The organism is Sagittula salina (genome assembly GCF_017813235.1).
In the GTDB taxonomy this organism is placed as follows: Bacteria; Pseudomonadota; Alphaproteobacteria; order Rhodobacterales; family Rhodobacteraceae; genus Sagittula; species Sagittula salina.
This window is the reverse complement of record NZ_JAGISH010000001.1, coordinates 39,606-59,991: the sequence shown is the minus strand read 5'-3', so window position 1 is coordinate 59,991 and position 20,386 is coordinate 39,606. Positions and strand designations below refer to the sequence as shown.

Below are 20,386 nucleotides of genomic sequence, written 5' to 3'. Positions count from 1 at the left end.
CCGTGGCGCGGGGGCCGGATGGCAAGGGCGGCGGGGCGGGCGTTTTGCTTGCCGCTCAGCTGTTCAATGCCGGATCGGTGGCGGATCTTGCTGCCGGGTTCGCGGCGCTGCCGGGGTTCGACGCGGAACGGTTCCTGTCCGCCTGCGTGCCGGGGCTGGAGGGACGCGGCCTGATGCAGCGGCTCGACTGGGTGGCCGATTGCCTCGAGGCGCAGCTGCCTTCGGGGTTTCCTGCCATGGCGGAAGCGCTGGAGGCGGCGATGCCCGAACCGCTGGACCCGGCGCTGCGCGACAATGACTTTGGCCGGTTCATCCACGCGGTTTTCGGCGTTCTTGCGGTTCGGCACGGGATGGCGGCGCCGGAGCGCGCGCTGGACCTGCTGCACGCGGCGACCCGGCGGTTTTCTATGGAATACGCCGTGCGGCCCTTCCTGAACCGCTGGCCCGACATGACGCTCACGCGGATGCGGGACTGGATGCACGACGAGAACTACCATGTGCGGCGGCTGGTCTCCGAAGGGACGCGGCCAAGGCTGCCCTGGGGGCGGGCGGTGACGATCGACCCGACCGTGCCGCTGGGGTTCCTCGACAGGCTGCACCGTGACGAGGCGCGGTTCGTCACGCGGTCCGTGGCCAACCACATGAACGACCTGTCGCGGGTCATGCCGGAGGCCGTGACCGAGCGGCTCGCGCGCTGGCGCGACGCGGGGCAGCAGGATGCGGCTGAAATGGCATGGATCACCCGCCACGCCCTGCGCACGGCGGTGAAACGCGGCGAGCCGAGGGCGCTGGCGCTGTTGGGCTTTGAGGCGGGCGGGGTGACGGCGCGGTTGGAGGTGCTGACGCCGAAGGTGCGCGTGGGAGAGGCGCTGCGCTTTGCCGTCTGGCTGGAGGCCGAGGCAGCGCGCCCCGCGATGGTGGATTACCGGCTGCGGTTTTTCCGACCCGGAGGCGCGGCGGAGAAGGTTTTCAAGCTGAAGGCCTGCGAGGTGGGGCGCGCGGGCCTTCGGCTGGAAAAGCGGCATGTGCTGAAGGGCGACGCGACGACGTACCGTCTGCACCCCGGCCTGCACGGGCTTGTGGTGCAGGTGAACGGCGTGGACCTCGCCGAAGCGGCCTTTGACCTGATCGCGGAGTGAGTGTCGGGGAAAGGGACGGACCGCAGGGTGAGGTCCGGCCCCGGTGGCGCGTCAGGTTCTTGACCAGCGCGCCTCTGCCGCTTCGATGGCCGCGATGCGGTCGGCGGTCTTCGGGTGCGACATGAGCCAGGCGGGAGGCCCGGCGTGGCCTGCCCGTGTGAGGCGGTCGAGTTTCTCGAAAAGCGATTTCTGCGGCCCCAGTCCGATGCCGGATTTGTGCAGCAGGGCGGAGGCATAGGCGTCGGCCTCGTATTCGTCCGAGCGGCTGAGGTGGGCTGCCAGAAGGCCGGTCAGGGCATTGGCCAGCATCGGACCGAGACCGGGGAGGAAGCGCCCGAGCACCATCATCAGCGCCGTGCGGATCGCGTTCTGGCCGGAGAAGTCGATCATCCGCCGCCGCGCGTGCCCCAGCGCCACATGGCCCAACTCATGCGCGATGACAGAGGCGAGTTCCTCCGCCGTGACCGCGCCCGCCTTGTAGCGGTTCAGGAACCCCCGCGTCAGGAAAATGCGCCCGTCCGGCGCTGCGAGGCCGTTGACCGGCTCGATCTCGTAGACGTTGACCTTGATCGTCGGGAGGTCCAGCGCGCGGGCCATGCGGTCGGTGACGGAGAGCAGCCCCGGGTCGGTCAGCGGCGTGGAGCGGGCATCCAGTTCCCTCCGCGTTCGCCACGCCGAGAAGTGGTACATCGCGAGCGCGTAAAGAATGGCGAGCAGGAGCGGGGTGAATTTCAGCATGGGCTGAATATGGGGGAGACGCGCGGGTTGCGGAAGGGGCGGGAGCGGTTTCGGGATGTGATTTGGGAAAGGCGGTGGGCAGGTGTGCCGAGAGTGGAAGGGCGTTGCGGGATGCCGCAGCGCGAAGGGGGGGCTTTGGCTCATCAAGGCAAAGCATCACAGCCGCCGTCGCCGGAGCCTGCCGAAAGCCGCCGCCCCGTCGCGCAAGCGGTTTGGCCGTCTCCCCGCGGCGCGGGGCTCCTCGGCAAACAGCTTCCCCGCCGTGCCGTCGCCCGCCCCTCCGGTCTCAGGCGACGGCGGCTCCGAGACAAAGCTTCTGCGGGTTGCGGAGGTAGCGGTTCACGGTCTCAGGCAGAGGTCAGCGGCAGGCCCAGACGATCTGGCCGTTGCGCATGGTGCGGAAGGGGTTCGAGCAGGTGACGACCTTCGTCCTGGTCTTCGGCTTTGTTGCCTGCTGCACGGCCAGCGTGCCCAGCACGCCGAGAACGATGCCGCCGACCACGTTGCGTTCGTCCTGATCGAGGGCGGCAACCGGGGTCGCGACAGTGAGGGAAGCGGTCAGCGCGGCGGCGGTGACGAGGGCGGTGAGGATCTTGGCAGACATCGGTGAAGTCCTTTGATGAAATGGCAGGGGGCGGCCCGGATTGCGGGCCTGCGGGCCGTCCGCGAAAGCGGGACGCTCAGGGTATGGATTGTTTCCGAAACTGCCGCAGTTCAGCAATGTCGCGGCATTGTTAATCAATAGCAGCGCAGTCTCTGGCGGGGTATTCATGAAATCCTTACCCTGTCGCCAATGCAAAGCGGGCCCCCCGGGGGGGAGCGCCGTTTGCCTGCGTTCGGCGATGGCTTAGCCGAAGAGGGTGGGGAAGGTTTCCGCGCTCTGGCTGCGGAGGTCGGCCAGCGGGGCCTCCGACGCGCCGAAACGAACCGTATCGCCGGTAAAGCGACCCACGGTGGTGAGCGGCACGCCCGCCTGTCCCGCAGCACCCATCAGCGCCTCGGCGGCGTCGAAATTGCAGGCAATCAGGTAGCGGGCCTGATCCTCGCCAAAAAGCTGCGCGGTGTCGTCGGTGTCGATCTGCACGCCCACGTCGCCCGCCACGGCCATCTCGAAGGCGGCGAGCGCCAGCCCCCCGTCCGAGAGGTCGGTGCAGCAGCGGATCCACTGGCGGTTGGCGCGGATGAACTCGCCATGCGCGCGCTCCGCGGCGAGGTCCACATGCGGTGCGTCGCCGTCCTCGCGGTTGAAGACTTCCCAGAGCAGGGCGGACTGGCCAAGGTGGCCTTCGGTCGCGCCCAGCAGCAGGGCGACGTGGCCTTCGCGGGGGGTGTCGAGGATCGGCTCTTCACCCGCCGCGATCAGTCCCACGGCGCCGATGGTCGGCGTTGGCAGGATGCCCTGACCGTCGGTCTCGTTGTACAGCGAGACATTGCCGGACACGATCGGCATGTCGAGCGCGATGCAGGCCTCGCCGATGCCCTTGAGGGCGCCGACGAACTGGCCCATGATCTCGGGTTTCTCGGGGTTGCCGAAGTTGAGGTTGTCTGTGGTGGCCAGCGGCAGCGCCCCCACCGCGGTGAGGTTGCGGTAGGCCTCCGCCACGGCCTGACGGCCGCCCTGATGCGGGTTCGCCTTGACGTAGCGGGGGGTGACGTCCGACGTGAAGGCGAGCTTTTTCTCGGTGCCGTGCACGCGGATGACGCCCGCGCCAAAGCCCGGCGTGCGCATGGTGTCGGCCATCACCTGACTGTCGTACTGGTCGTAGACCCAGGCTTTGGACGCGTAGTTGGGGCTGGCCAGCAGCGCCTTCAGCGCGTCGATCGCGTCGATCTGGGGCACGTCTTCAAGCGGCTCGGCCTGTGGCGTGGGCACATGCGGGCGGTCGTATTCCGGGGCCGACGACGACAGTTTCGACAGCGGCAGGTCGGCCATGCAGGTGCCGTTGTGCATGATGAGGAAGCGGTCCTCGGCGATGGTTTCACCCACGATGGCAAAGTCGAGGTCCCATTTGTCGAAGACGGCCTTGGCCTCGGCTTCCTTCGCGGGATCGAGGACCATGAGCATCCGTTCCTGGGATTCGGACAGCATCATTTCATAGGCGGTCATGCCGGTTTCGCGCTGCGGCACGTTTTCAAGGTCGAGTCGGATGCCGAGGCCGCCCTTGTCGCCCATTTCCACGGCGGAACAGGTCAGGCCGGCCGCGCCCATGTCCTGTATCGAGATCACGGCGCCGGTTTGCATCAGCTCCAGAGTCGCTTCCATCAGGCGCTTTTCGGTGAAGGGGTCGCCAACCTGCACGGTGGGGCGCTTTTCCTCGATGGTCTCGTCGAATTCGGCCGATGCCATGGTCGCGCCGCCAACGCCGTCGCGACCGGTCTTGGCGCCCAGATAGACGACAGGGCGGCCCACGCCGGAAGCGGCGGAGTAGAAGATCTTGTCTGTGTCCGCGAGACCGGCGGCAAAGGCGTTCACGAGGCAGTTGCCGTTGTAGGCGGGGTGAAAACGGACCTCGCCGCCAACCGTCGGAACCCCGAAGGCATTGCCGTAGCCGCCGACGCCCTCAACGACGCCGTGCACCAGCCGACGGGTCTTGGGGTGGTCCTTTTCACCGAAGCTGAGCGAGTTCATCGCCGCGATGGGCCGCGCGCCCATGGTGAACACATCGCGCAGGATGCCACCGACGCCGGTGGCGGCACCCTGATAGGGTTCGATGTAGGAGGGGTGGTTGTGGCTTTCCATCTTGAAGACCACGGCCTGCCCGTCGCCGATGCCCACCACGCCAGCGTTTTCGCCGGGGCCACAGATGACCTGCGGGCCGGTGGTGGGCAGCGTCTTGAGGTGGATCTTCGACGATTTGTAGGAGCAGTGCTCGTTCCACATCGCGCTGAAGATGCCCAGCTCCGTAAAGGTCGGTTCCCGGTTCAGGATGCGGAGGATCTCGGCGTACTCGTCGGGCTTGATGCCGTGGGCGGCGATGAGCTCTTCGGTGATGGCCGGTTCCTGCATGGTCTTTCCCCTGAGATGGCGTGTCGCGCTCCCTTTACGGCAAGGCAGGCGCGGGGGGAAGCCCCGCCTTGGGGTGGCGATGGGGGTTATACAAAAGCGATGCCGGGGCGGTGCGGAGGGACCGCGCCGGTGTCTGGCGGTCGGGGCCGTGTCAGGCAGCAGGGCCGCCGCGTGCGGCGTTGCGTTCCGAGACCGAGAGCACGCGTGGTTCCACCGGCGGCCTGCCCTCCGCGTCGAAAAAGGGGCCGTGGGCCTTTTGTGTGAAGTAGGCTCCGATGGCGCGCAGGATCACGGTCAGACCGGCGGCTTCGAAACCGTGTTCCTTGACCGCGCCCCGCGTGGAGACCGTGTTCACCCGCGCCTTGACGGGGCCAAAACCATCGCCCGGCGCCGGCAGGATCAGGCCGACGAAGGGCGGCGTGGCTTTCTGCAGAGTGTTGCCGACCGGCGTATCGCAGCAGGCGGCGTACCAACGGTTCATGCCCTTCGGTGACAGCCGCAGGCACGCGAGGTTTTCGGCACCGCGCGCAATGTGCACCCCCCCGGGAACGGTCTGCCAGATATGCGTGCCGCCGTGCGGGGCCAGCATGTCGCTGTGCTTCAGGTGGCGTGCGAAGCTTTGGCAGTCGGCACAGTAGCAGACCACGTGGCGACCGGGAGTGGCGCCGCTAATGGACCAGGAGGTCTTTTGGCAGGTGCAGGTGAGGGTTTGGGTCTGCATCGGGACTCCGGGGATTGGCTTGCGTGCGATTATGTGGCGCTGGTCGTGTGGGGGATGATGTTTCGAGCGTGGCCGGAAAGGCGGATGGATGCAACGAGCGGGTGTCCGGGTGTCCGGGTGCTGCAGGGGCCGGGCGGACTTGAGTTTCGGGTCTTTCCAGAGCGAAAGAAAGCGGTCGCCTGAAGCGGATGGCCTTCCTCAGGTGTCGGGGCGGGTCCAGACGTAGGTGCCAGCGCCGAGCAGGCAGGCGGCTTGCAGGCCAAGCACCCACAGCGGCAATCCGAGCGCGGCGCAGAGCGCGAAGGTCGCCGCCATCATCGCCACGGCGAGGCGCTTGTGGCGCCGTGCGATGGCGCCGGTTTGCTCCCATGCCAGCACCGGGGGGCCAAGGCGGGGGTGGGTTTCCAGCCAGCGGCGCAGGCGTGGCGAGCCCTTGGTGAAGCAGAAGCCCGCCAGCAGAAGGAAGACCGTCGTGGGCATCAGCGGCAGAACGATGCCGATCAGCCCCAGCGCGAGCGCGATCACCCCGGCGAGGGTCCAGAGCGGGCTGGCGAGGCGGCGGGCGGGAGGCATTGGGCAGGTCCTTGGGCAGTGAGGTTGGCAGCAGCGGCGGGCGGCGTCTGGCTGGTGTCGAGGACGAGCTTAGCGCGCGCGCCGTGAAGGGAAAGTGTGTGGCGCCGGGTGCATGTCCCGGTGGCCAGCCTGTGCCCCGCATGGCGTAGCGCCAAAAAAAAGGCCGAGCACAAAGCTCGGCCGTAGTCCAACAGGGAGGTATGAAGATGCACTGCATTTGATGCATTGCACCGTCATCTGCCGAATATGTCATCGCTCCTGAAACGATCAAGGGATTTCATGTCGCACCCGCAGCATTTCCGATATGCGTGACGTGCATACCACAGTGTGGCATTCGATCAGGGGTTGTGTTCAGTCCGCCCCCATCGCCCGTCGCTGCCGACGGTGTGCGATGATCTCGTCCTGTACGAAGTCGCGGAAGGCGGACACGCGCTTGGACTGGCGCAGTTCTTCGGGGTAGGCGAGGAAGACCGGAACCTCCACGCTTTCGACCTCCGGCAGGACGCGGACCATGGTGGGGAAATCCTCGATGATGTAATCGGGCAGTACGCCGATGCCGAGGTTGGCCACGACCGCCTGCAACACACCGAAGTAGTTGTTCACCGTCAGCGCGGTCTGCACGTCATGCGCCAGCAGCGACTGCACCAGCTGTTCCCCGGCAAGCACCTGCGGCGCGCCGGGTTTCTGGCAGATCAGGCGGTGGTCGCGGATGTCCTCGATCTGCTGCGGTTCGCCGTGCTCGGCGAGGTATTCGGGCGAGGCATACATCCGCATCCGGATCGACATCAGCCGTTTGCGGATCAGGTCGGCCTGGGATGGTTCCTTCATGCGGATGGCGACGTCGGCCTCGCGCATGGGCAGGTCGAGCACGCGCTCCTCCAGCATCAGATCGATACGCAGGCCGGGAAACTTGTCGTAGAGCTTGGCCAGACGCGGCGCCAGCCATAGCGCGCCGAAGCCGTGCGTGGTGGTCACCTTCAGTTCGCCGAACACCTCCTCCTCGGAATCGCGGATGCGTGCGGTGGCGCTGTCGATGCGTTTGTTCATGGCGGAGGTGGCGTCGAACAGAAGCTCTCCCTGTTCTGTGAGAATCAGGCCGCGCGCGTGACGGTGGAACAGCGTGGTGTTCAACGCCTCCTCGAGCGCGCGGACCTGCCGCGAGACCGCTGACTGCGACAGATGCAGCGCGTCTCCGGCATGGGTCAGACTGCCGGCATCCGCCACGGCGTGAAATATTCTGAGCTTGTCCCAATCCATCGCGTCTTCTTTCGTAAGCTTTCCCCCACATAGTCGCAGGAAACGGTTAAATCGATAACTAGTTGACGTGACAGCGGGGTAACGCGGAAATTAGCCCTGTTCAGGTCAATGATTTTGACCTAATTTGGTGCTACATTGCCCGTATCTTCAGCGTTGGGAGGCGCCGGACATGAGCAAGCATCGAATTACCCTCAATGACCGTTTCGATCTGGGGCAGGACAGCGTGCTGCTGAACGGTACGCAGGCCCTCGTCCGGCTGATGCTGACGCAAAAGGCACGCGACCGGGCCGCCGGGCTGAATACCGCCGGTTTCGTCACCGGCTATCGCGGCTCGCCGCTGGGCGCGGTCGACCTGATGATGCACCGCGCCGAACGGCAGCTGCGCGAGGCCGACATCCTGTTTCAGGAGGGCCTGAACGAAGACCTCGCGGCCACCGCGCTCTGGGGCGCGCAGCAGGCGGAATTGCGGGGAGAGGGGAAATTCGACGGGGTGTTTGGCCTCTGGTACGGCAAGGGGCCGGGGGTGGACCGCTCCGGCGATGCCATGCGGCACGCCAACATGGCGGGCACCTCGAAGCACGGCGGCGTGCTGATGGCGATGGGGGACGACCACACGGGGGAATCGTCGACCGTGCTGCACCAGAGCGAATGGGCGCTGGTGGACGCCTACATGCCCGTGGTGTCGCCCGCCGGGGTGCAGGAGATCATCGACTACGGTCTTTATGGGTATGCGCTGTCGCGTTTTTCCGGGCTCTGGGTCGGTCTGAAGACCATGAAGGACACGGTGGAAGCGACGGCAGTCGTGGATGGTCGGATCGACCGGGTGAAATTGATGACGCCACAATTCGCCATGCCCGACGGCGGGCTGAATATCCGTCTCGTGGACACGCCCCACGCGCAGGAAGCGCGCATGATCGACTACAAGCGGTTCGCGGCGGAGGCGTTCTCCCGCGCCAATGGCATGGACAAGCGGATCTGGGGCAAGCCCGGGGCGAAGATCGGTTTCGTGGCGGCGGGGAAAAACTGGCTCGACCTCGTGCACGCGCTGTCGCTTTTGAACATCGACGCGGCAGAGGCGGAGCGGCTGGGCATCACCACCTACAAGGTGGGCCAGACCTTCCCGCTGGACATGCAGGGATTCCACGACTGGGCCGAGGGGCTGGACCTCATCGTGATCGTCGAGGAAAAGCGCAAGCTGATCGAGGTGCAGGTCAAGGAGGCGATCTTTGACGACCGGCGCGGGCGGCGTGTCTATGGCTGGTACAGGGGCGGCGCGGGCAACATGCACCGCGAGGAGCTGTTCCCGACGAAGGGCGCGCTGGACCCGATCCTGATCGCCCGCAAACTGGGCGAGATCCTTGTGGAAGAGGGGCGGGGCACCGACGGCGTGAAGGCCGGGCTGGCGCAGATCGAAGAAGCGACGCGCGCCGACAACGCCGAGGACATCGCGCAGCGCACGCCGTGGTTCTGCGCCGGCTGTCCGCACAATTCGTCGACCAAGGTACCGGAGGGCAGCCGCGCCTACGCGGGCATTGGCTGTCACTACATGGTGCAGTGGATGGACCGCTCGACGCTGGGCTTTACTCACATGGGGGCAGAGGGCGCGAACTGGGTCGGGGAGGCGCCATTCTCGAAACGCCGGCACGTCTTCCAGAATTTGGGCGACGGGACCTACAACCACTCCGGCGTGCAGGCGATCCGCGCGGCTTTGGCCGCCGGGACGACCCTCACCTACAAGATCCTGTTCAACGATGCCGTCGCCATGACAGGCGGCCAGCAGAACGAGGGTGGGCTGACGCCGCAGCGCATCGCCGCCGAGGTCATGGCCATGGGCGTCGAACGCGTCGCCGTGGTGGTCGACGAGAAGGAGGAGCTGGGCGCCTTTCCCGAGGGCGTCACCCTGCACGAGCGCGCCGATCTGGAAACGGTACAGAAGGGGCTGGCGGGGCACGAGGGCGTGTCGGTCCTGTTGTATGTCCAGACCTGCGCGGCGGAAAAACGTCGGCGGCGGAAGCGCGGCCGCTTCCCGGATCCGGATCGGCGGGTGTTCATCAACACCGACGTCTGCGAAGGCTGCGGCGATTGCGGCGTGCAGTCGAACTGCGTCGCTATCGTCCCGGAGGAAACCGAACTTGGCCGCAAGCGGGCCATTGACCAGTCGGCCTGCAACAAGGATTTCTCCTGCCTGAAGGGTTTCTGCCCGTCGTTCGTCACGCTTGAAGGCGCGAAGGTGAAGAAGGCCGAGGTGGCGGCTCTGGTGCTTCCGGACCTGCCGGAGGCGGCCTTGCCTGCCATCGGCGGCACCTGGAACGTGGTCATCACCGGCGTCGGGGGTACCGGCGTGGTCACCATCGGTGCTGTGCTGGCGCAGGCGGCGCAGATCGATGGCAAGGGCGCCGGGATGATGGAAATGGCCGGACTGGCCCAAAAGGGCGGCGCGGTGCACATCCACCTGCGGCTGGCGGAGACGCCCGACGACATCTCGGCCGTGCGGGTTGCGACCGGCGAGGCGGACGCGCTGATCGGCGGCGATCTGGTGGTCTCGGCGGGGGCCAAGACCCTGGGTCTGACGCGCACCGGACGCACCGGCGCCGTGGTCAACAGCCACGAGATCATCACCGGAGAATTCACCCGCAACACGGAATTCCAGCTGCCGTCTGACCGTCTGACCGTGGCGCTTCAGGCGCGGCTGCGGGAGAAGGTGGCCTTTTTCGACGCGTCGGAACTGGCCCGGGTGGCGCTGGGAGATTCGATCTTTTCCAACGTGATGATGCTCGGGGCGGCGTGGCAGCGCGGGCTGGTGCCGCTGTCGCGGGAGGCCATCGTTCAGGCGATCGAGTTGAACGGTGCGGCGGTGGCGGGCAACCTGCGCGCCTTCGATATCGGCCGTTGGGCCGTTCTGTACCCCGACGAGGCTGCGGCGCTGCTGAAGCCAGTGGTGGTCGAAAAGCCAAAGACGCTGGAAGACAAGATTGCCTTCCGCGCGGCGCATCTGGAGCGCTACCAGGACGCGGCGCTGGCAGAGAAGTACCGCCGCCTGCTGCGTGACATCGCCGATCCGCGCCTCAAGGAGGCCGTGGCGAAGGGATACCACAAGGTGCTGGCTTACAAGGACGAATACGAGGTCGCCCGCCTGCATCTGGAGACCGAGGCCAAGGCCCGCGCGGTGTTTGACGGCGATTTCCGCATGACCTTCCACCTCGCGCCGCCGATGGTGTCGGAGGAAGGCCCGGACGGCCGTCCGGTGAAGAAGCAGTTTGGCGCCCGGATGCTGACAGGCTTTCGCTGGCTGGCGCGTATGAAGCGGTTGCGGGGCACCGCGCTCGACCCCTTCGGTCGGACGGAGGAGCGGCGCATGGAACGTGCGCTGATCGCGCAGTACGAGGCGGACATGGGGGAATGGCTGCCGAAGGCCACGCCCGGGAGGATGGAGGCGCTGGTCGCGCTGGCGGACCTGCCGCTGTCGGTGCGGGGCTTCGGTCCCGTAAAGATGGCGAATGCGGCGAAGGCCGAAAAGCGGCGCGAGGACCTGCTGGCGGTGCTGCGCGCGGGCGGTTCGCTGGTGCGGACGGCGGCGGAGTAGGGGGCGCTGCCCCCTCGGCCTGCGGCCTCACCCCGGAGTATTTCGGAAGCGGAGAAGCAGGGCGCGGTTCGCCCTTCGAATGGGCGTTCGCGTGGCGGCGGGAAAGAGGGCGCCGCCCCTGCCGGCCTTGCTGCGGCAGGTTCCCCGGGGATTTTCGCGCCAGGGCGACGCAGGGACGGACCGGATCGGCCCTTTGGCAGGGTCTTCATGGGCGCAGGTCGCCAATTGTCGGCGGACAACTTTTCCGCAACTCCGACAGCCTCGCCGGAACCCTGCTGCTCCGGTCCGGAAATACCTCGGGGGGCGGGCGCTGGCCCCCGTGGGGCGGGCCTCCGGGACCGCCGTCATCGTATCGTCATACGGCTGTCACGGTCTCTGGCCAGAACGCGCGGACGCCGTAAGGGTGCGGCACGTTCGGGACATGGGCACGATGCAGAGACGCGACGTAACAAGCGATATTTCCTATTCCTACTCGGCAAGCACGCGGGGCGGGCGGGCAATGATCCGCATCATGGAGAACGCCACCGGGCGCTTGGGTCTGATCCGGCGCGCGGCTGGCTATGACCGGGAAGTGGCGCAGGGGCGCGACTTCTGGCAGGTCATGGTAGAGCGCTACGGGCTGGGGCTGGATGTGATCGGCGGGTCGCTGGACGAGGTGCCCAAGGACGGCCCTCTGGTGGTGATCGCCAACCATCCCTATGGCATTCTGGACGGGCTGATGATGGGGCATATCTTGTCGGCCGCGCGCGGCGATTTTCGTATTCTGGCCCACCGGGTGTTTTCCCGGGCGGAAGCGCTGGAGCGCATCGTGCTGCCGATCTCCTTTGACGAGACGAAAGATGCCGTGCAGCAGAATCTGAAGACGCGGCGCGCCTGCCTGGATTACCTCGGGCGCGGCGGCTGTGTCGGGGTGTTTCCCGGCGGTACCGTGGCCACGGCGGAGAAACCCTTTGGCCAGCCGATGGACCCGGGTTGGCGGACCTTTACCGCAAAGATGATCGCCAGATCGGGGGCGACGGTGGTGCCGATCTATTTCGACGGGCATACGTCGCGGCTGTTCCAACTGGCCAGTCACCTGCACGCAACGCTGCGCATGGGCCTGCTGATCAAGGAATTCAGCAAGCGGGTCGATACGCCGGTGCGCGTGGCGGTCGGGCGGCCGATCCCGCAGGGGGAAATCGCCACCCGTGCGGGAGATGCGCGCGCGCTGATGGATTTCCTCCGCCGGAGCACCTATGAGTTGTCGCCGACACCGTTGAAGTCCTACGACTACGGGTTCGAGTTCGAAGAAAAACACAGGCGGCGGCAGTAGCACGCCGGGCGAGGAAGGGCAGCGAAATGGCAGTTGGGGTGTTCGATTCGGGCCTGGGCGGCCTGACGGTTCTGGATGCGGCGGCTCGGCGGTTGCCGGACGTGCCGTTTGTCTACTTCGGGGACAACAAGCATGCGCCTTACGGGGTGCGCGATGCGGAAGATATCTACCAGTTGACCACGGCGGCGGTGGAACGGCTTTGGGACGAGGGCTGCGACCTGGTGGTGCTGGCCTGCAACACGGCGAGCGCCGCGGCGCTGCGGAGGATGCAGGAAACCTGGGTGCCGCGTGACAAGCGGGTGCTGGGGGTCTTCGTGCCGCTGATCGAGGCGCTGACCGAACGGGAATGGGGCGACAATTCGCCCCCGCGGGAGGTGGCGGTGCAGCACGTCGCGCTGTTCGCGACGCCTGCGACGGTGCGCAGCCGTGCCTTCCAGCGCGAACTGGCATTCCGCGCCATTGGCGTCGATGTGGAAGCGCAGGCCTGTGGTGGTCTGGTGGATGCCATCGAGGAGGGCGACATGATCCTCGCGGAGGCGCTGGTGCGCAGCCATGTGGACGCGCTCAAGCGCAAGATGCCGGATCCGCACGCGGCGATCCTCGGCTGCACGCATTACCCGTTGATGTTCGACATCTTTCAGGACGCGCTGGGGCCGGAGGTGAAGCTGTTCAGCCAGGCCGACCTGGTGCCGGAGAGCCTGGCCGACTATCTTCAGCGCCATCCCGCGATGCTGGGCAAGGGCACGGTGTCGAAGTTCCTGACCACCGGCGACCCGGCGAAGGTGTCGCGGCACGCCACGGGCTTTCTGAAGCGTCAGATTACCTTCGAAGCGGCCTGAGTAGTGCTGGCCGGGTGCTTGGGCACGAGGGCGCGGCGTTGTCCTGATCGGGGGGGCGGCGGCGCGGGCCTGCGTCAGAGCGCGCCGGTCGCGGGCCCGCCCTGTCACCGGGCGGGTCAGGCCTGCATCTCCGTTGCCACGGCGCAGCGCACCGGGCGTGGCGGTGAGGCCGGGGCCGGCAGGCGGAAGGAGAGGTAGGCGCGCAGGAAATGCAGGATCTCGCGCGTGGCCCCGTGCGGGAAGCGGGCCTCAAGCTCGCGCCGGGTCAATGGGAAATAGCAGGGTGCCCCGTGGGTTGTGCCGTCAAGGCGGCGGAAACCCATGGACCAGCCCTCGAACCGGCGGCGTTCGGCCGGTGTACGCAGCAGCACCTTCATCTTGAAATGGCGGGGATCGCGGAAGATCCGGTCCAGCGTGGCGTCGAGCGCGGCCTGCGGGCCCTCCAGCACCTCGAAGAAGCTGCGTGACTTGTAGAGCAGCAGCCCGGTGAGGCCGATGCGGCTGTTAAGAGCGTATTCCGTCATCATCAACTGGTCGAGCTGCGCGTCGGTCAGGCGCGTGCGGGTGTGGCTGACGATGATGGCGCGGGTGAGCGGCGCGGGGGCGAGACGCGTTGCGTCCTCGACGATATTGCTGAAGTCCGCCACCCCGATGCCGGAGCGCCTGCCGTCGGGCGGCAGGAAGACGGGGTTCGGTCGGTGGCCGGGGGACGGGGTCATGGCATTCGCTCCTCTTGCGGGGCACGGACGGTGGGGCGTCGCGTGGCGGGTTCCGGTCTTCTGGCTCTCCCGGAGGGCGCGGGCGGAATTGCCGCTGCCGCCGGGGCCGACGACAGTGATCGTCGGTCTGGGGTCGGGGATTCTGCCACCGCGATCCCGCCGGCTTCGACGGGACCACATGAATACAGTGCCATTAAAATCTTAACCGATCGCTTGGGCGGGCGGGGCCGGATGGCGTTCGGCGTTGATTCCGTGCCCGGCGCGCGCTATGCGTGCGGCAAGGAGACTTTGCATGGCTGGCCTATTCGCCCCTTCGCTGCGACGATGATCGCAACCGCACCGCGCCCGGAAGCGCGCTGCGCCGTGCCGTTTTCTCGACCTTTCAACACGACAGGTGTCCCATGACCCAATCCATCGCCATTATCGGCGCCTCCGGATACACCGGTGCCGAACTGATCCGGCTGATCGCCACCCATCCTTCGATGAAGATCACCGCGCTTGCCGCCAATTCCAAGGCCGGGCAGAGCATGGCGCAGGTGTTCCCGCATCTGCGGCACCTCGACCTGCCGGATCTGGTGACCTGGGAGCAGATCGATTTCTCGACCATCGACCTGTGTTTCTGCGCGCTGCCGCACAAGACTTCGCAGGAGGTGATTTCGAAGCTGCCGACGAGCGTGAAGATCGTCGACCTCTCTGCCGATTTCCGGCTGCGCGACCCGGAGGCCTACAAGCAGTGGTACGGCAATGATCACGCAGCGGTGGAGATGCAGAAAGAGGCGGTCTACGGGTTGACGGAGTTCTACCGCGAAGAGATCGCGGGCGCCCGGCTGGTCGCGGGGACCGGCTGCAACGCGGCGACGGGGCAGTTCATCCTGCGGCCGCTGATCGCGGGTGGGGTGATCGACCTCGACGAGATCATCCTAGACCTGCAGTGCGGGGTCTCCGGCGCGGGCCGGTCACTGAAGGAAAACCTGCTGCACGCGGAACTGTCGGAGGGCACGAACGCCTATTCCGTTGGGGGCACGCACCGGCATCTGGGCGAGTTCGACCAGGAGTTTTCCAGGCTCGCCGGGCGGGAGGTGACGATACAGTTCACGCCGCATCTGGGGCCGTTCAACCGCGGCATCCTCGCCACCGCCTACGTGAGAGGCGAGGCGGCGGCGGTGCATGCGGCACTGGCGGCGGCCTACGAGAGCGAGGCTTTCGTGGAGGTGCTGCCGATGGGCGAGACGCCCTCGACCCACCACGTGCGCGGGTCGAACTTCGTACACATCGGCGTTGTGGGCGACCGGCTGCCGGGGCGGACCATCGTGGTGGCGACGCTGGACAACCTGTGCAAGGGGTCCGCGGGGCAGGCATTGCAGAACGCCAACCTGATGTTGGGGCTGGAGGAAACGGCCGGGCTGATGCTGGCCCCGTGCTTTCCGTGAGGTAGAATGCGGTGCGCTGACGCGCGCCGGATCAGCATCGGTCCGGCCTTGCAGCCGGGCCGATGCGGCTGGGGAACCTCAACCATGGCGTGAGCCTCCGGGGCGTCGTTTGCCGGGAAGGGGCCGCACGGGTGAGGCATCTTCCCGGCAAGCCGCGCGGGGGGCGCTGCCCCCTCTTCTCCTGCGGAGAATTCACCCCCGCGGTATTTGTCGAACCAAAGAAGCGCGGGGGAGCCGGGCCGATGGCGGGGTCATTTCGACGCGGTACTCCACAGCGCGGGAGGAATCGCATATATAGCGGACGGGATATGTTTCGGAGGATGGAATGGCGCTGAAATCGCTGAAGAAGCAGCGGCGGATCCAGGTGATCGCGCTGGCGGCTGGGGCGCTGATCATATCGACGGGCCTGATTGGCTATGCCATGCGCGACGGGATCAACTTTTTCCGCTCGCCCAGCCAGGTCATGGCGGAACCCCCGCGGGCCACGGAGGTGTTTCGCATCGGGGGGCTGGTCGAGGAAGGCACGCTGGTACGCGGTCAGGGCGAGACGGTACGCTTTTCCGTGACCGATGGCGGGGCGACGGTGCCGGTGGTCTTTACCGGTGTGCTGCCGGATCTCTTTGACGAGAACCAGGGCATGGTGGGGACCGGGCGCTATGTGGAGGGGGTGTTCGAGGCTTCGGAGATCCTCGCCAAGCACGACGAGACCTACATGCCCAAGGAAGTGGTCGACGCGCTGAAGGAACAGGGCGTGTATCAGGCGCCCGGAAGCTGAATAGTAAGCGGTTGCCGGTGTGGCCGGGGCTCAGACGATTTCGGACGTGCGGGGAGCGCCGCGTTCTTCGAGTGGCGCGGTGGCGGGGGCTTCGGTCGTCTGTTGTGCGGCGTCAGCATTGGCTGGCATCCGTCGCGGTGGTGCGCTTGTCGGCAGGGCGAGGCTTATGCGCAGGCCTGCCAGCGGTGCGCGCGAAATGATCAGCGCGCCGCCGGACTGGCGCGCGAAGCCGGCCACGGCGGAGAGGCCGAGACCGGCACCCTCGGAGGCGCTCTTGGTGGTGTAGAAGGGTTCCGCCAGCATGTGCAGCGCCTCGGCGGGCACGCCGGGACCGTCGTCTTCGCAGACCAGAACGGAATAGGGCGGGGGCGCGCCGATCGGGCTTTCTTGTTCGGGTAGCGTGGTGCGGGTCTCCACCCAGAGGCGGATCTTGCCCTGGGCCAGAGTCGCGTCCTGCGCGTTCAGGCAAAGCTGGATCAGGCAGGTTTCCAGCATGTCCGCGTCGACCCAAGCGATTTCGGCTTCGCCCGGGGGAACCACCGTAACGCGCATACCTGGCTCGAGCAGGTCCTCCAGCACGCACTTGAGGTCGGCGAGGAGCGCCGCCAGCGGCACGGCACGCGGGGCGAGACGGGTGCGGCCGGACGAAGCCAGCAGTTGCTGTACGGTCAGCGCGGCGCGGCGGGCGGCGCGGCGGCTTTCGGAGATGGCGGTCCTGCGTTCATCGGGATCATCGAGGACCTCGAACAGTTCGAGATGCCCGAGGATCGCGGTCAGTTGGTTGTTGAAGTCATGCGCCACGCCGCCGACGAACTGGTTCAGGGCGCGCGCCTTCTGTGAGGAGGCATAGCGGCTCTGGGTATCGCGCAGCAGGGCCTGTTGCTTCATCCCCGAGAGCAGCGCGGCGATGAAGTAGACGTAGAGCACCAGCACGACCAGCGTTACCAGAATGGCTGCCCGCACGTCGGGCATATCGGGAAGGATCATCAGGATGAAAGCGGCGACGATGGCGCTGGCCTGGAGGGCGTCGCTGATGACCATGCCGGCTTCGCGCTGGCGGCGCTGAAGCATGTACATGGACAGCCCCATCAGGCCGGCGCCGCCGGCGATGCGCAGGGCCAGCGGGCTGTCAGGTGCGGTGATCAGCAAGATCGGGTATAGCGCGAAAATCACGCCCGCGAGCACATAGACCGTCAGGGCCGCGCGGTAGGTTTCGCGGGCGGACAGCGACAGTCGGCGACGTAGCAGCAGCGCCAGGAGGATCTGCAAACCGAGATGCAGCGCGGCCCAGACCAGCGCGAGCCGCTGGTCGTAAAGGAGCCATGCGGCGAGGGTCCCGAGGACGACGGCGCCATAGCGGACGTAGATTTCCGAGCGCAGACCGTACTCGGTGCGCCGGATGTCGTCCAAACGTTCCTCGTAACTGCCACGAGGCATCAATTCATCCTGCAGATATGGATCAGCCCTGCCACGAGCGCGGCAGGGCTGATCATAGCGTGCCTGTTGCCCTGCCTCCATGCCCATCTGGTCGGCGCCTGCGGACCGGGCGGGGACAAAAGGGTATAAGGGGACTTTTTCGGAGAAGCCCCCCGATATTCAGCGCAGGATGGAGCGCCCGGCATAGATCGCGGTGTCCTCCAGCATCTCTTCGATGCGGATCAGCTGGTTGTATTTTGCCAGCCGGTCGGAGCGCGCGAGGCTGCCGGTCTTGATCTGGCCGCAGTTGGTGGCCACGGCGAGGTCGGCGATGGTCGCATCCTCGGTTTCGCCCGAACGGTGCGACATGACGTTGGTCATGCGCGCGCGGTGCGCCATGTCCACCGCCTGCAGTGTTTCGGTCAGGGTGCCGATCTGGTTGACCTTGACCAGCATCGAGTTGGCGCAGCCGCGTTCGATCCCCATGGCGAGGCGGTCCGGGTTGGTGACAAACAGGTCGTCGCCCACCAGTTGCACGCGGTTGCCCAGTGTGTCTGTCAGCAGCTTCCAACCTTCCCAGTCATCCTCGGCGCAGCCGTCCTCGATCGACAGGATCGGGTAGTCGTTCACCAGCGCTTCGAGGTAGGCGACGTTCTCGGCGGGGGTCAGCGACAGGCCTTCGCCCTTCATCTCGTATTTGCCACCCTTGAAGTACTCGGTGGAGGCCGCGTCGAGCGCGAGCATGATGTCGTCGCCGGGCTTGTAGCCGGCCTTTTCGATGGCGTTCAGAATGAAATCCAGCGCCTGACGCGAGGAGCCGATGTTCGGAGCAAAGCCGCCCTCGTCGCCGATGCCCGTCGACAGGCCTGCTGCAGACAGTTCCTTCTTCAGGGTATGAAAGACCTCGGAGCCCATGCGCACGGCCTCGCGGATGTTTTCCGCGCTGACCGGCATGATCATGAATTCCTGGATGTCGATCGGGTTGTCGGCGTGCTCGCCGCCGTTGATGATGTTCATCATCGGGACGGGCAGGGTGCGTGCGGAGGTGCCGCCCACGTAGCGGAACAGCGGCTGGCCGGAGAAATCCGCCGCAGCCTTTGCAACCGCCAGCGACACGCCGAGGATGGCGTTCGCGCCGAGGCGGCCCTTGTTGTCGGTGCCGTCGAGTTCGCACATGGCGAGATCGATGGCGACCTGCTCGGTGGCATCGAAACCGACGATGGTCTCGGCGATCTCGCCGTTGACGGCGGCCACGGCCTCCAGCACGCCCTTGCCCATGTACCGGGACTTGTCGCCGTCGCGCTTTTCGACGGCCTCGTGGACGCCGGTGGATGCGCCCGAGGGCACGGCGGCGCGGCCCAGGGTGCCGTCCTCAAGGGTGACGTCGACCTCAACGGTGGGGTTGCCGCGGCTGTCGAGGATCTCGCGCGCGTGAATGTCGATGATGGTGCTCATGGGGGTCTCCGCTGCTGGGCGTTTGAGGATGTCATGCACGCCCGCGCGGGATTTGTAAACGGTGGCGTTACCGCTAACGGCCCTTGCAGGGCGTGGGTTGCGCTAACGGTACCGTTGCGGACGCGGCGGGGGCCACGCTGCGGGCCAGCGCGCGTTCGCGCAGAAAGGTATAGAGCCCAGCCGCGAAGATGATGCCGGAGCCCGCGTAGGTCATCAGGTCCGGGCGGTCGCCGAAGACAAGAATGCCAAGCGCGGGGGTGAAGATCAGCCGCGTGTACCGGAAGGGGGCGACGGTGGAGGCCGGGGCGAGCCGCATGGCGGTGGTAACGGCAAGGTAACCGGCGGTGGTCACCACGATGGCGCCGAGACAGGCCAGCAGCGTCGGCCCGGACCAGTCGGAGGGCTGATCCGCAAGCTGCCAGAGCACCAGACCTGCAGGGATGGTGATGCCGAAGCCCCAGGTCGAGATGGCCAGTGCCGGAATATGCCCGGGCGACAGCCGGGTGACGAGGTCGCGGCCAGAAAGCCCGGCTATGCCGATAACGGCGAAAAGCTCGTATCCGGTGAACTGCGCCGACCACGGCCGGATCACGAGCAGCATCCCGAAGAGGCCCACGGCGATGGCGGCCCAGCGGCGGGGGCCGACCTCTTCCTTCAGAAAGATCGCGGCGCCGAGGGTCACGATCAGCGGACCGGATTGGAGGATCGCGGCAAAGACCGGCAGCGAGACGTGTGCAATGCCGGTGACAAGACCGATGGCGCCGACGACCTCGAAGCCATTGCGCAGGAGGATCATTGGATGCAGCGCCTCGCGGGTGACGAGGCGAACACCCATCAGGACCGACATGACTATGAAAAGCGCCGTGCCGCCCAGAGAGACCAATGTCATGACCTGCCCGGTGGGGGCGGCGAGGGTGGCGAGCTTGTAAAAGGTATCGGACCCGGCCAGCAAGGCCATGGAAAGGATCATGAGGAGGATGGCACGGAGGGTCATGATGCGCTTGTGACCGGATTCGCCAGGCAGGGCAAGACGCGTGACGGGAGCATGTTTTGTGGGCGCGGCCGCGCCGGGATAGGGGCCAGAGGAGGCGCTGCCCGGCCGTTGGATGCGCTCGATACAGCAAAAATTGAGGCACCAGGGGCATAGCTACCTTACCGTGCGACGGACGGTGACCATCCCCCGAATGGCAACGCGATACGGTCCCTGACGGGTATCTCGGTTCGGATGATCTTCGACGAGCATGCAGTCGCCCCGAAGGTAGCGGCCAACGCGGATTCGGTGCTCTTGGACAAGCAGTGTGTAAAAGCCTGGCCGTGATTTGCCGCTCATTGCTCGTTTCAGATGCTGCGACAGCATCCTGCTTGGCCGACATTGGCTTCCGTGAACAGCGCTCCTTTTGTCTACCGGAGACCAGCGAGGTC

General features: G+C 66.5%; 16 protein-coding genes. 6 read left to right on the top strand and 10 right to left on the bottom strand.

Annotated features, from left to right (window positions below):
• The first annotated feature begins 2 nt into the window (after positions 1 to 2).
• Positions 3 to 1,139: a hypothetical protein gene (locus J5474_RS00240; RefSeq protein ID WP_209358343.1), complete on the top strand. Its 1,137-nt coding sequence runs from the start codon at positions 3 to 5 to the stop codon at positions 1,137 to 1,139.
• A gap of 51 nt (positions 1,140 to 1,190) precedes the next feature.
• Here the strand turns inward: J5474_RS00240 and J5474_RS00235 are convergent, their stop codons facing one another.
• The 6 genes from J5474_RS00235 to J5474_RS00210 form a co-directional block, all read right to left on the bottom strand.
• Positions 1,191 to 1,877, bottom strand: coding sequence for a M48 family metallopeptidase (locus tag J5474_RS00235; protein ID WP_209358342.1), 687 nt, complete (start codon positions 1,875 to 1,877; stop codon positions 1,191 to 1,193).
• A gap of 358 nt (positions 1,878 to 2,235) precedes the next feature.
• Positions 2,236 to 2,481 (bottom strand): hypothetical protein, encoded by a 246-nt coding sequence (locus tag J5474_RS00230; RefSeq protein WP_209358341.1) that lies wholly within the window; start codon positions 2,479 to 2,481, stop codon positions 2,236 to 2,238.
• A 243-nt stretch (positions 2,482 to 2,724) separates the two neighbouring features.
• Positions 2,725 to 4,884 (bottom strand): phosphoribosylformylglycinamidine synthase subunit PurL, encoded by a 2,160-nt coding sequence (gene purL, locus J5474_RS00225; RefSeq protein WP_209358340.1) that lies wholly within the window; start codon positions 4,882 to 4,884, stop codon positions 2,725 to 2,727.
• Positions 4,885 to 5,035: 151 nt separating this feature from the next.
• The gene (locus J5474_RS00220) at positions 5,036 to 5,605 is read right to left on the bottom strand and encodes a DUF6151 family protein (RefSeq protein ID WP_209358339.1); all 570 of its coding nucleotides are present in this window, start codon (positions 5,603 to 5,605) and stop codon (positions 5,036 to 5,038) included.
• A 198-nt stretch (positions 5,606 to 5,803) separates the two neighbouring features.
• The gene (locus tag J5474_RS00215; RefSeq protein ID WP_209358338.1) at positions 5,804 to 6,178 is read right to left on the bottom strand and encodes a YbaN family protein; all 375 of its coding nucleotides are present in this window, start codon (positions 6,176 to 6,178) and stop codon (positions 5,804 to 5,806) included.
• Between the two features lie 351 nt (positions 6,179 to 6,529).
• On the bottom strand, positions 6,530 to 7,435 hold the full coding sequence (locus J5474_RS00210) for a LysR family transcriptional regulator (RefSeq protein WP_209358337.1): 906 nt from the start codon (positions 7,433 to 7,435) through the stop codon (positions 6,530 to 6,532).
• Positions 7,436 to 7,604: 169 nt separating this feature from the next.
• Here J5474_RS00210 and J5474_RS00205 point away from each other — a divergent pair, with 169 nt between their 5' ends.
• The 3 genes from J5474_RS00205 (at position 7,605) to murI (ending at position 13,169) form a co-directional block, all read left to right on the top strand.
• Positions 7,605 to 11,018, top strand: coding sequence for an indolepyruvate ferredoxin oxidoreductase family protein (locus J5474_RS00205; RefSeq protein ID WP_209358336.1), 3,414 nt, complete (start codon positions 7,605 to 7,607; stop codon positions 11,016 to 11,018).
• Positions 11,019 to 11,448: 430 nt separating this feature from the next.
• Positions 11,449 to 12,330: a lysophospholipid acyltransferase family protein gene (locus J5474_RS00200; RefSeq protein ID WP_209358335.1), complete on the top strand. Its 882-nt coding sequence runs from the start codon at positions 11,449 to 11,451 to the stop codon at positions 12,328 to 12,330.
• Positions 12,331 to 12,356: 26 nt separating this feature from the next.
• The gene (gene murI, locus J5474_RS00195; RefSeq protein WP_209358334.1) at positions 12,357 to 13,169 is read left to right on the top strand and encodes a glutamate racemase; all 813 of its coding nucleotides are present in this window, start codon (positions 12,357 to 12,359) and stop codon (positions 13,167 to 13,169) included.
• A 116-nt stretch (positions 13,170 to 13,285) separates the two neighbouring features.
• On the opposite strand, the gene J5474_RS00190 is transcribed toward murI, so the two are convergent.
• On the bottom strand, positions 13,286 to 13,888 hold the full coding sequence (locus J5474_RS00190) for a BLUF domain-containing protein (protein WP_209358333.1): 603 nt from the start codon (positions 13,886 to 13,888) through the stop codon (positions 13,286 to 13,288).
• A 401-nt stretch (positions 13,889 to 14,289) separates the two neighbouring features.
• On the opposite strand from J5474_RS00190, the gene argC reads away from it, so the two are divergent.
• Both argC and ccmE read left to right on the top strand, forming a co-directional pair.
• Positions 14,290 to 15,318 carry an N-acetyl-gamma-glutamyl-phosphate reductase gene (gene argC, locus J5474_RS00185; RefSeq protein WP_209358332.1) on the top strand — a complete coding sequence of 343 codons (1,029 nt, stop codon included), beginning with the start codon at positions 14,290 to 14,292 and terminating at the stop codon, positions 15,316 to 15,318.
• A gap of 325 nt (positions 15,319 to 15,643) precedes the next feature.
• On the top strand, positions 15,644 to 16,093 hold the full coding sequence (ccmE, locus tag J5474_RS00180; RefSeq protein WP_209358331.1) for a cytochrome c maturation protein CcmE: 450 nt from the start codon (positions 15,644 to 15,646) through the stop codon (positions 16,091 to 16,093).
• A gap of 30 nt (positions 16,094 to 16,123) precedes the next feature.
• Here the strand turns inward: ccmE and J5474_RS00175 are convergent, their stop codons facing one another.
• From J5474_RS00175 to J5474_RS00165, 3 genes are all read right to left on the bottom strand, one after another.
• Positions 16,124 to 17,530, bottom strand: a complete 1,407-nt coding sequence (locus tag J5474_RS00175) for an ATP-binding protein (RefSeq protein ID WP_209358330.1) — start codon at positions 17,528 to 17,530, stop codon at positions 16,124 to 16,126.
• A 159-nt stretch (positions 17,531 to 17,689) separates the two neighbouring features.
• Positions 17,690 to 18,964 carry a phosphopyruvate hydratase gene (eno, locus tag J5474_RS00170; RefSeq protein ID WP_209358329.1) on the bottom strand — a complete coding sequence of 425 codons (1,275 nt, stop codon included), beginning with the start codon at positions 18,962 to 18,964 and terminating at the stop codon, positions 17,690 to 17,692.
• A gap of 73 nt (positions 18,965 to 19,037) precedes the next feature.
• Positions 19,038 to 19,958 carry a DMT family transporter gene (locus tag J5474_RS00165; protein ID WP_209358328.1) on the bottom strand — a complete coding sequence of 307 codons (921 nt, stop codon included), beginning with the start codon at positions 19,956 to 19,958 and terminating at the stop codon, positions 19,038 to 19,040.
• Positions 19,959 to 20,386: the final 428 nt, after the last annotated feature.

What these genes read in the sequence shown, in the direction of transcription:
- J5474_RS00235 (WP_209358342.1), bottom strand. Translation starts at nt 1,877, where the DNA reads ATGCTGAAATTCACCCCGCTCCTGCTCGCCATTCTTTACGCGCTCGCG.
- J5474_RS00230 (WP_209358341.1), bottom strand. Translation starts at nt 2,481, where the DNA reads ATGTCTGCCAAGATCCTCACCGCCCTCGTCACCGCCGCCGCGCTGACC.
- purL (WP_209358340.1), bottom strand. Translation starts at nt 4,884, where the DNA reads ATGCAGGAACCGGCCATCACCGAAGAGCTCATCGCCGCCCACGGCATC.
- J5474_RS00220 (WP_209358339.1), bottom strand. Translation starts at nt 5,605, where the DNA reads ATGCAGACCCAAACCCTCACCTGCACCTGCCAAAAGACCTCCTGGTCC.
- J5474_RS00215 (WP_209358338.1), bottom strand. Translation starts at nt 6,178, where the DNA reads ATGCCTCCCGCCCGCCGCCTCGCCAGCCCGCTCTGGACCCTCGCCGGG.
- J5474_RS00210 (WP_209358337.1), bottom strand. Translation starts at nt 7,435, where the DNA reads ATGGATTGGGACAAGCTCAGAATATTTCACGCCGTGGCGGATGCCGGC.
- J5474_RS00205 (WP_209358336.1), top strand. Translation starts at nt 7,605, where the DNA reads ATGAGCAAGCATCGAATTACCCTCAATGACCGTTTCGATCTGGGGCAG.
- J5474_RS00200 (WP_209358335.1), top strand. Translation starts at nt 11,449, where the DNA reads ATGCAGAGACGCGACGTAACAAGCGATATTTCCTATTCCTACTCGGCA.
- murI (WP_209358334.1), top strand. Translation starts at nt 12,357, where the DNA reads ATGGCAGTTGGGGTGTTCGATTCGGGCCTGGGCGGCCTGACGGTTCTG.
- J5474_RS00190 (WP_209358333.1), bottom strand. Translation starts at nt 13,888, where the DNA reads ATGACCCCGTCCCCCGGCCACCGACCGAACCCCGTCTTCCTGCCGCCC.
- argC (WP_209358332.1), top strand. Translation starts at nt 14,290, where the DNA reads ATGACCCAATCCATCGCCATTATCGGCGCCTCCGGATACACCGGTGCC.
- ccmE (WP_209358331.1), top strand. Translation starts at nt 15,644, where the DNA reads ATGGCGCTGAAATCGCTGAAGAAGCAGCGGCGGATCCAGGTGATCGCG.
- J5474_RS00175 (WP_209358330.1), bottom strand. Translation starts at nt 17,530, where the DNA reads ATGCCTCGTGGCAGTTACGAGGAACGTTTGGACGACATCCGGCGCACC.
- eno (WP_209358329.1), bottom strand. Translation starts at nt 18,964, where the DNA reads ATGAGCACCATCATCGACATTCACGCGCGCGAGATCCTCGACAGCCGC.
- J5474_RS00165 (WP_209358328.1), bottom strand. Translation starts at nt 19,958, where the DNA reads ATGACCCTCCGTGCCATCCTCCTCATGATCCTTTCCATGGCCTTGCTG.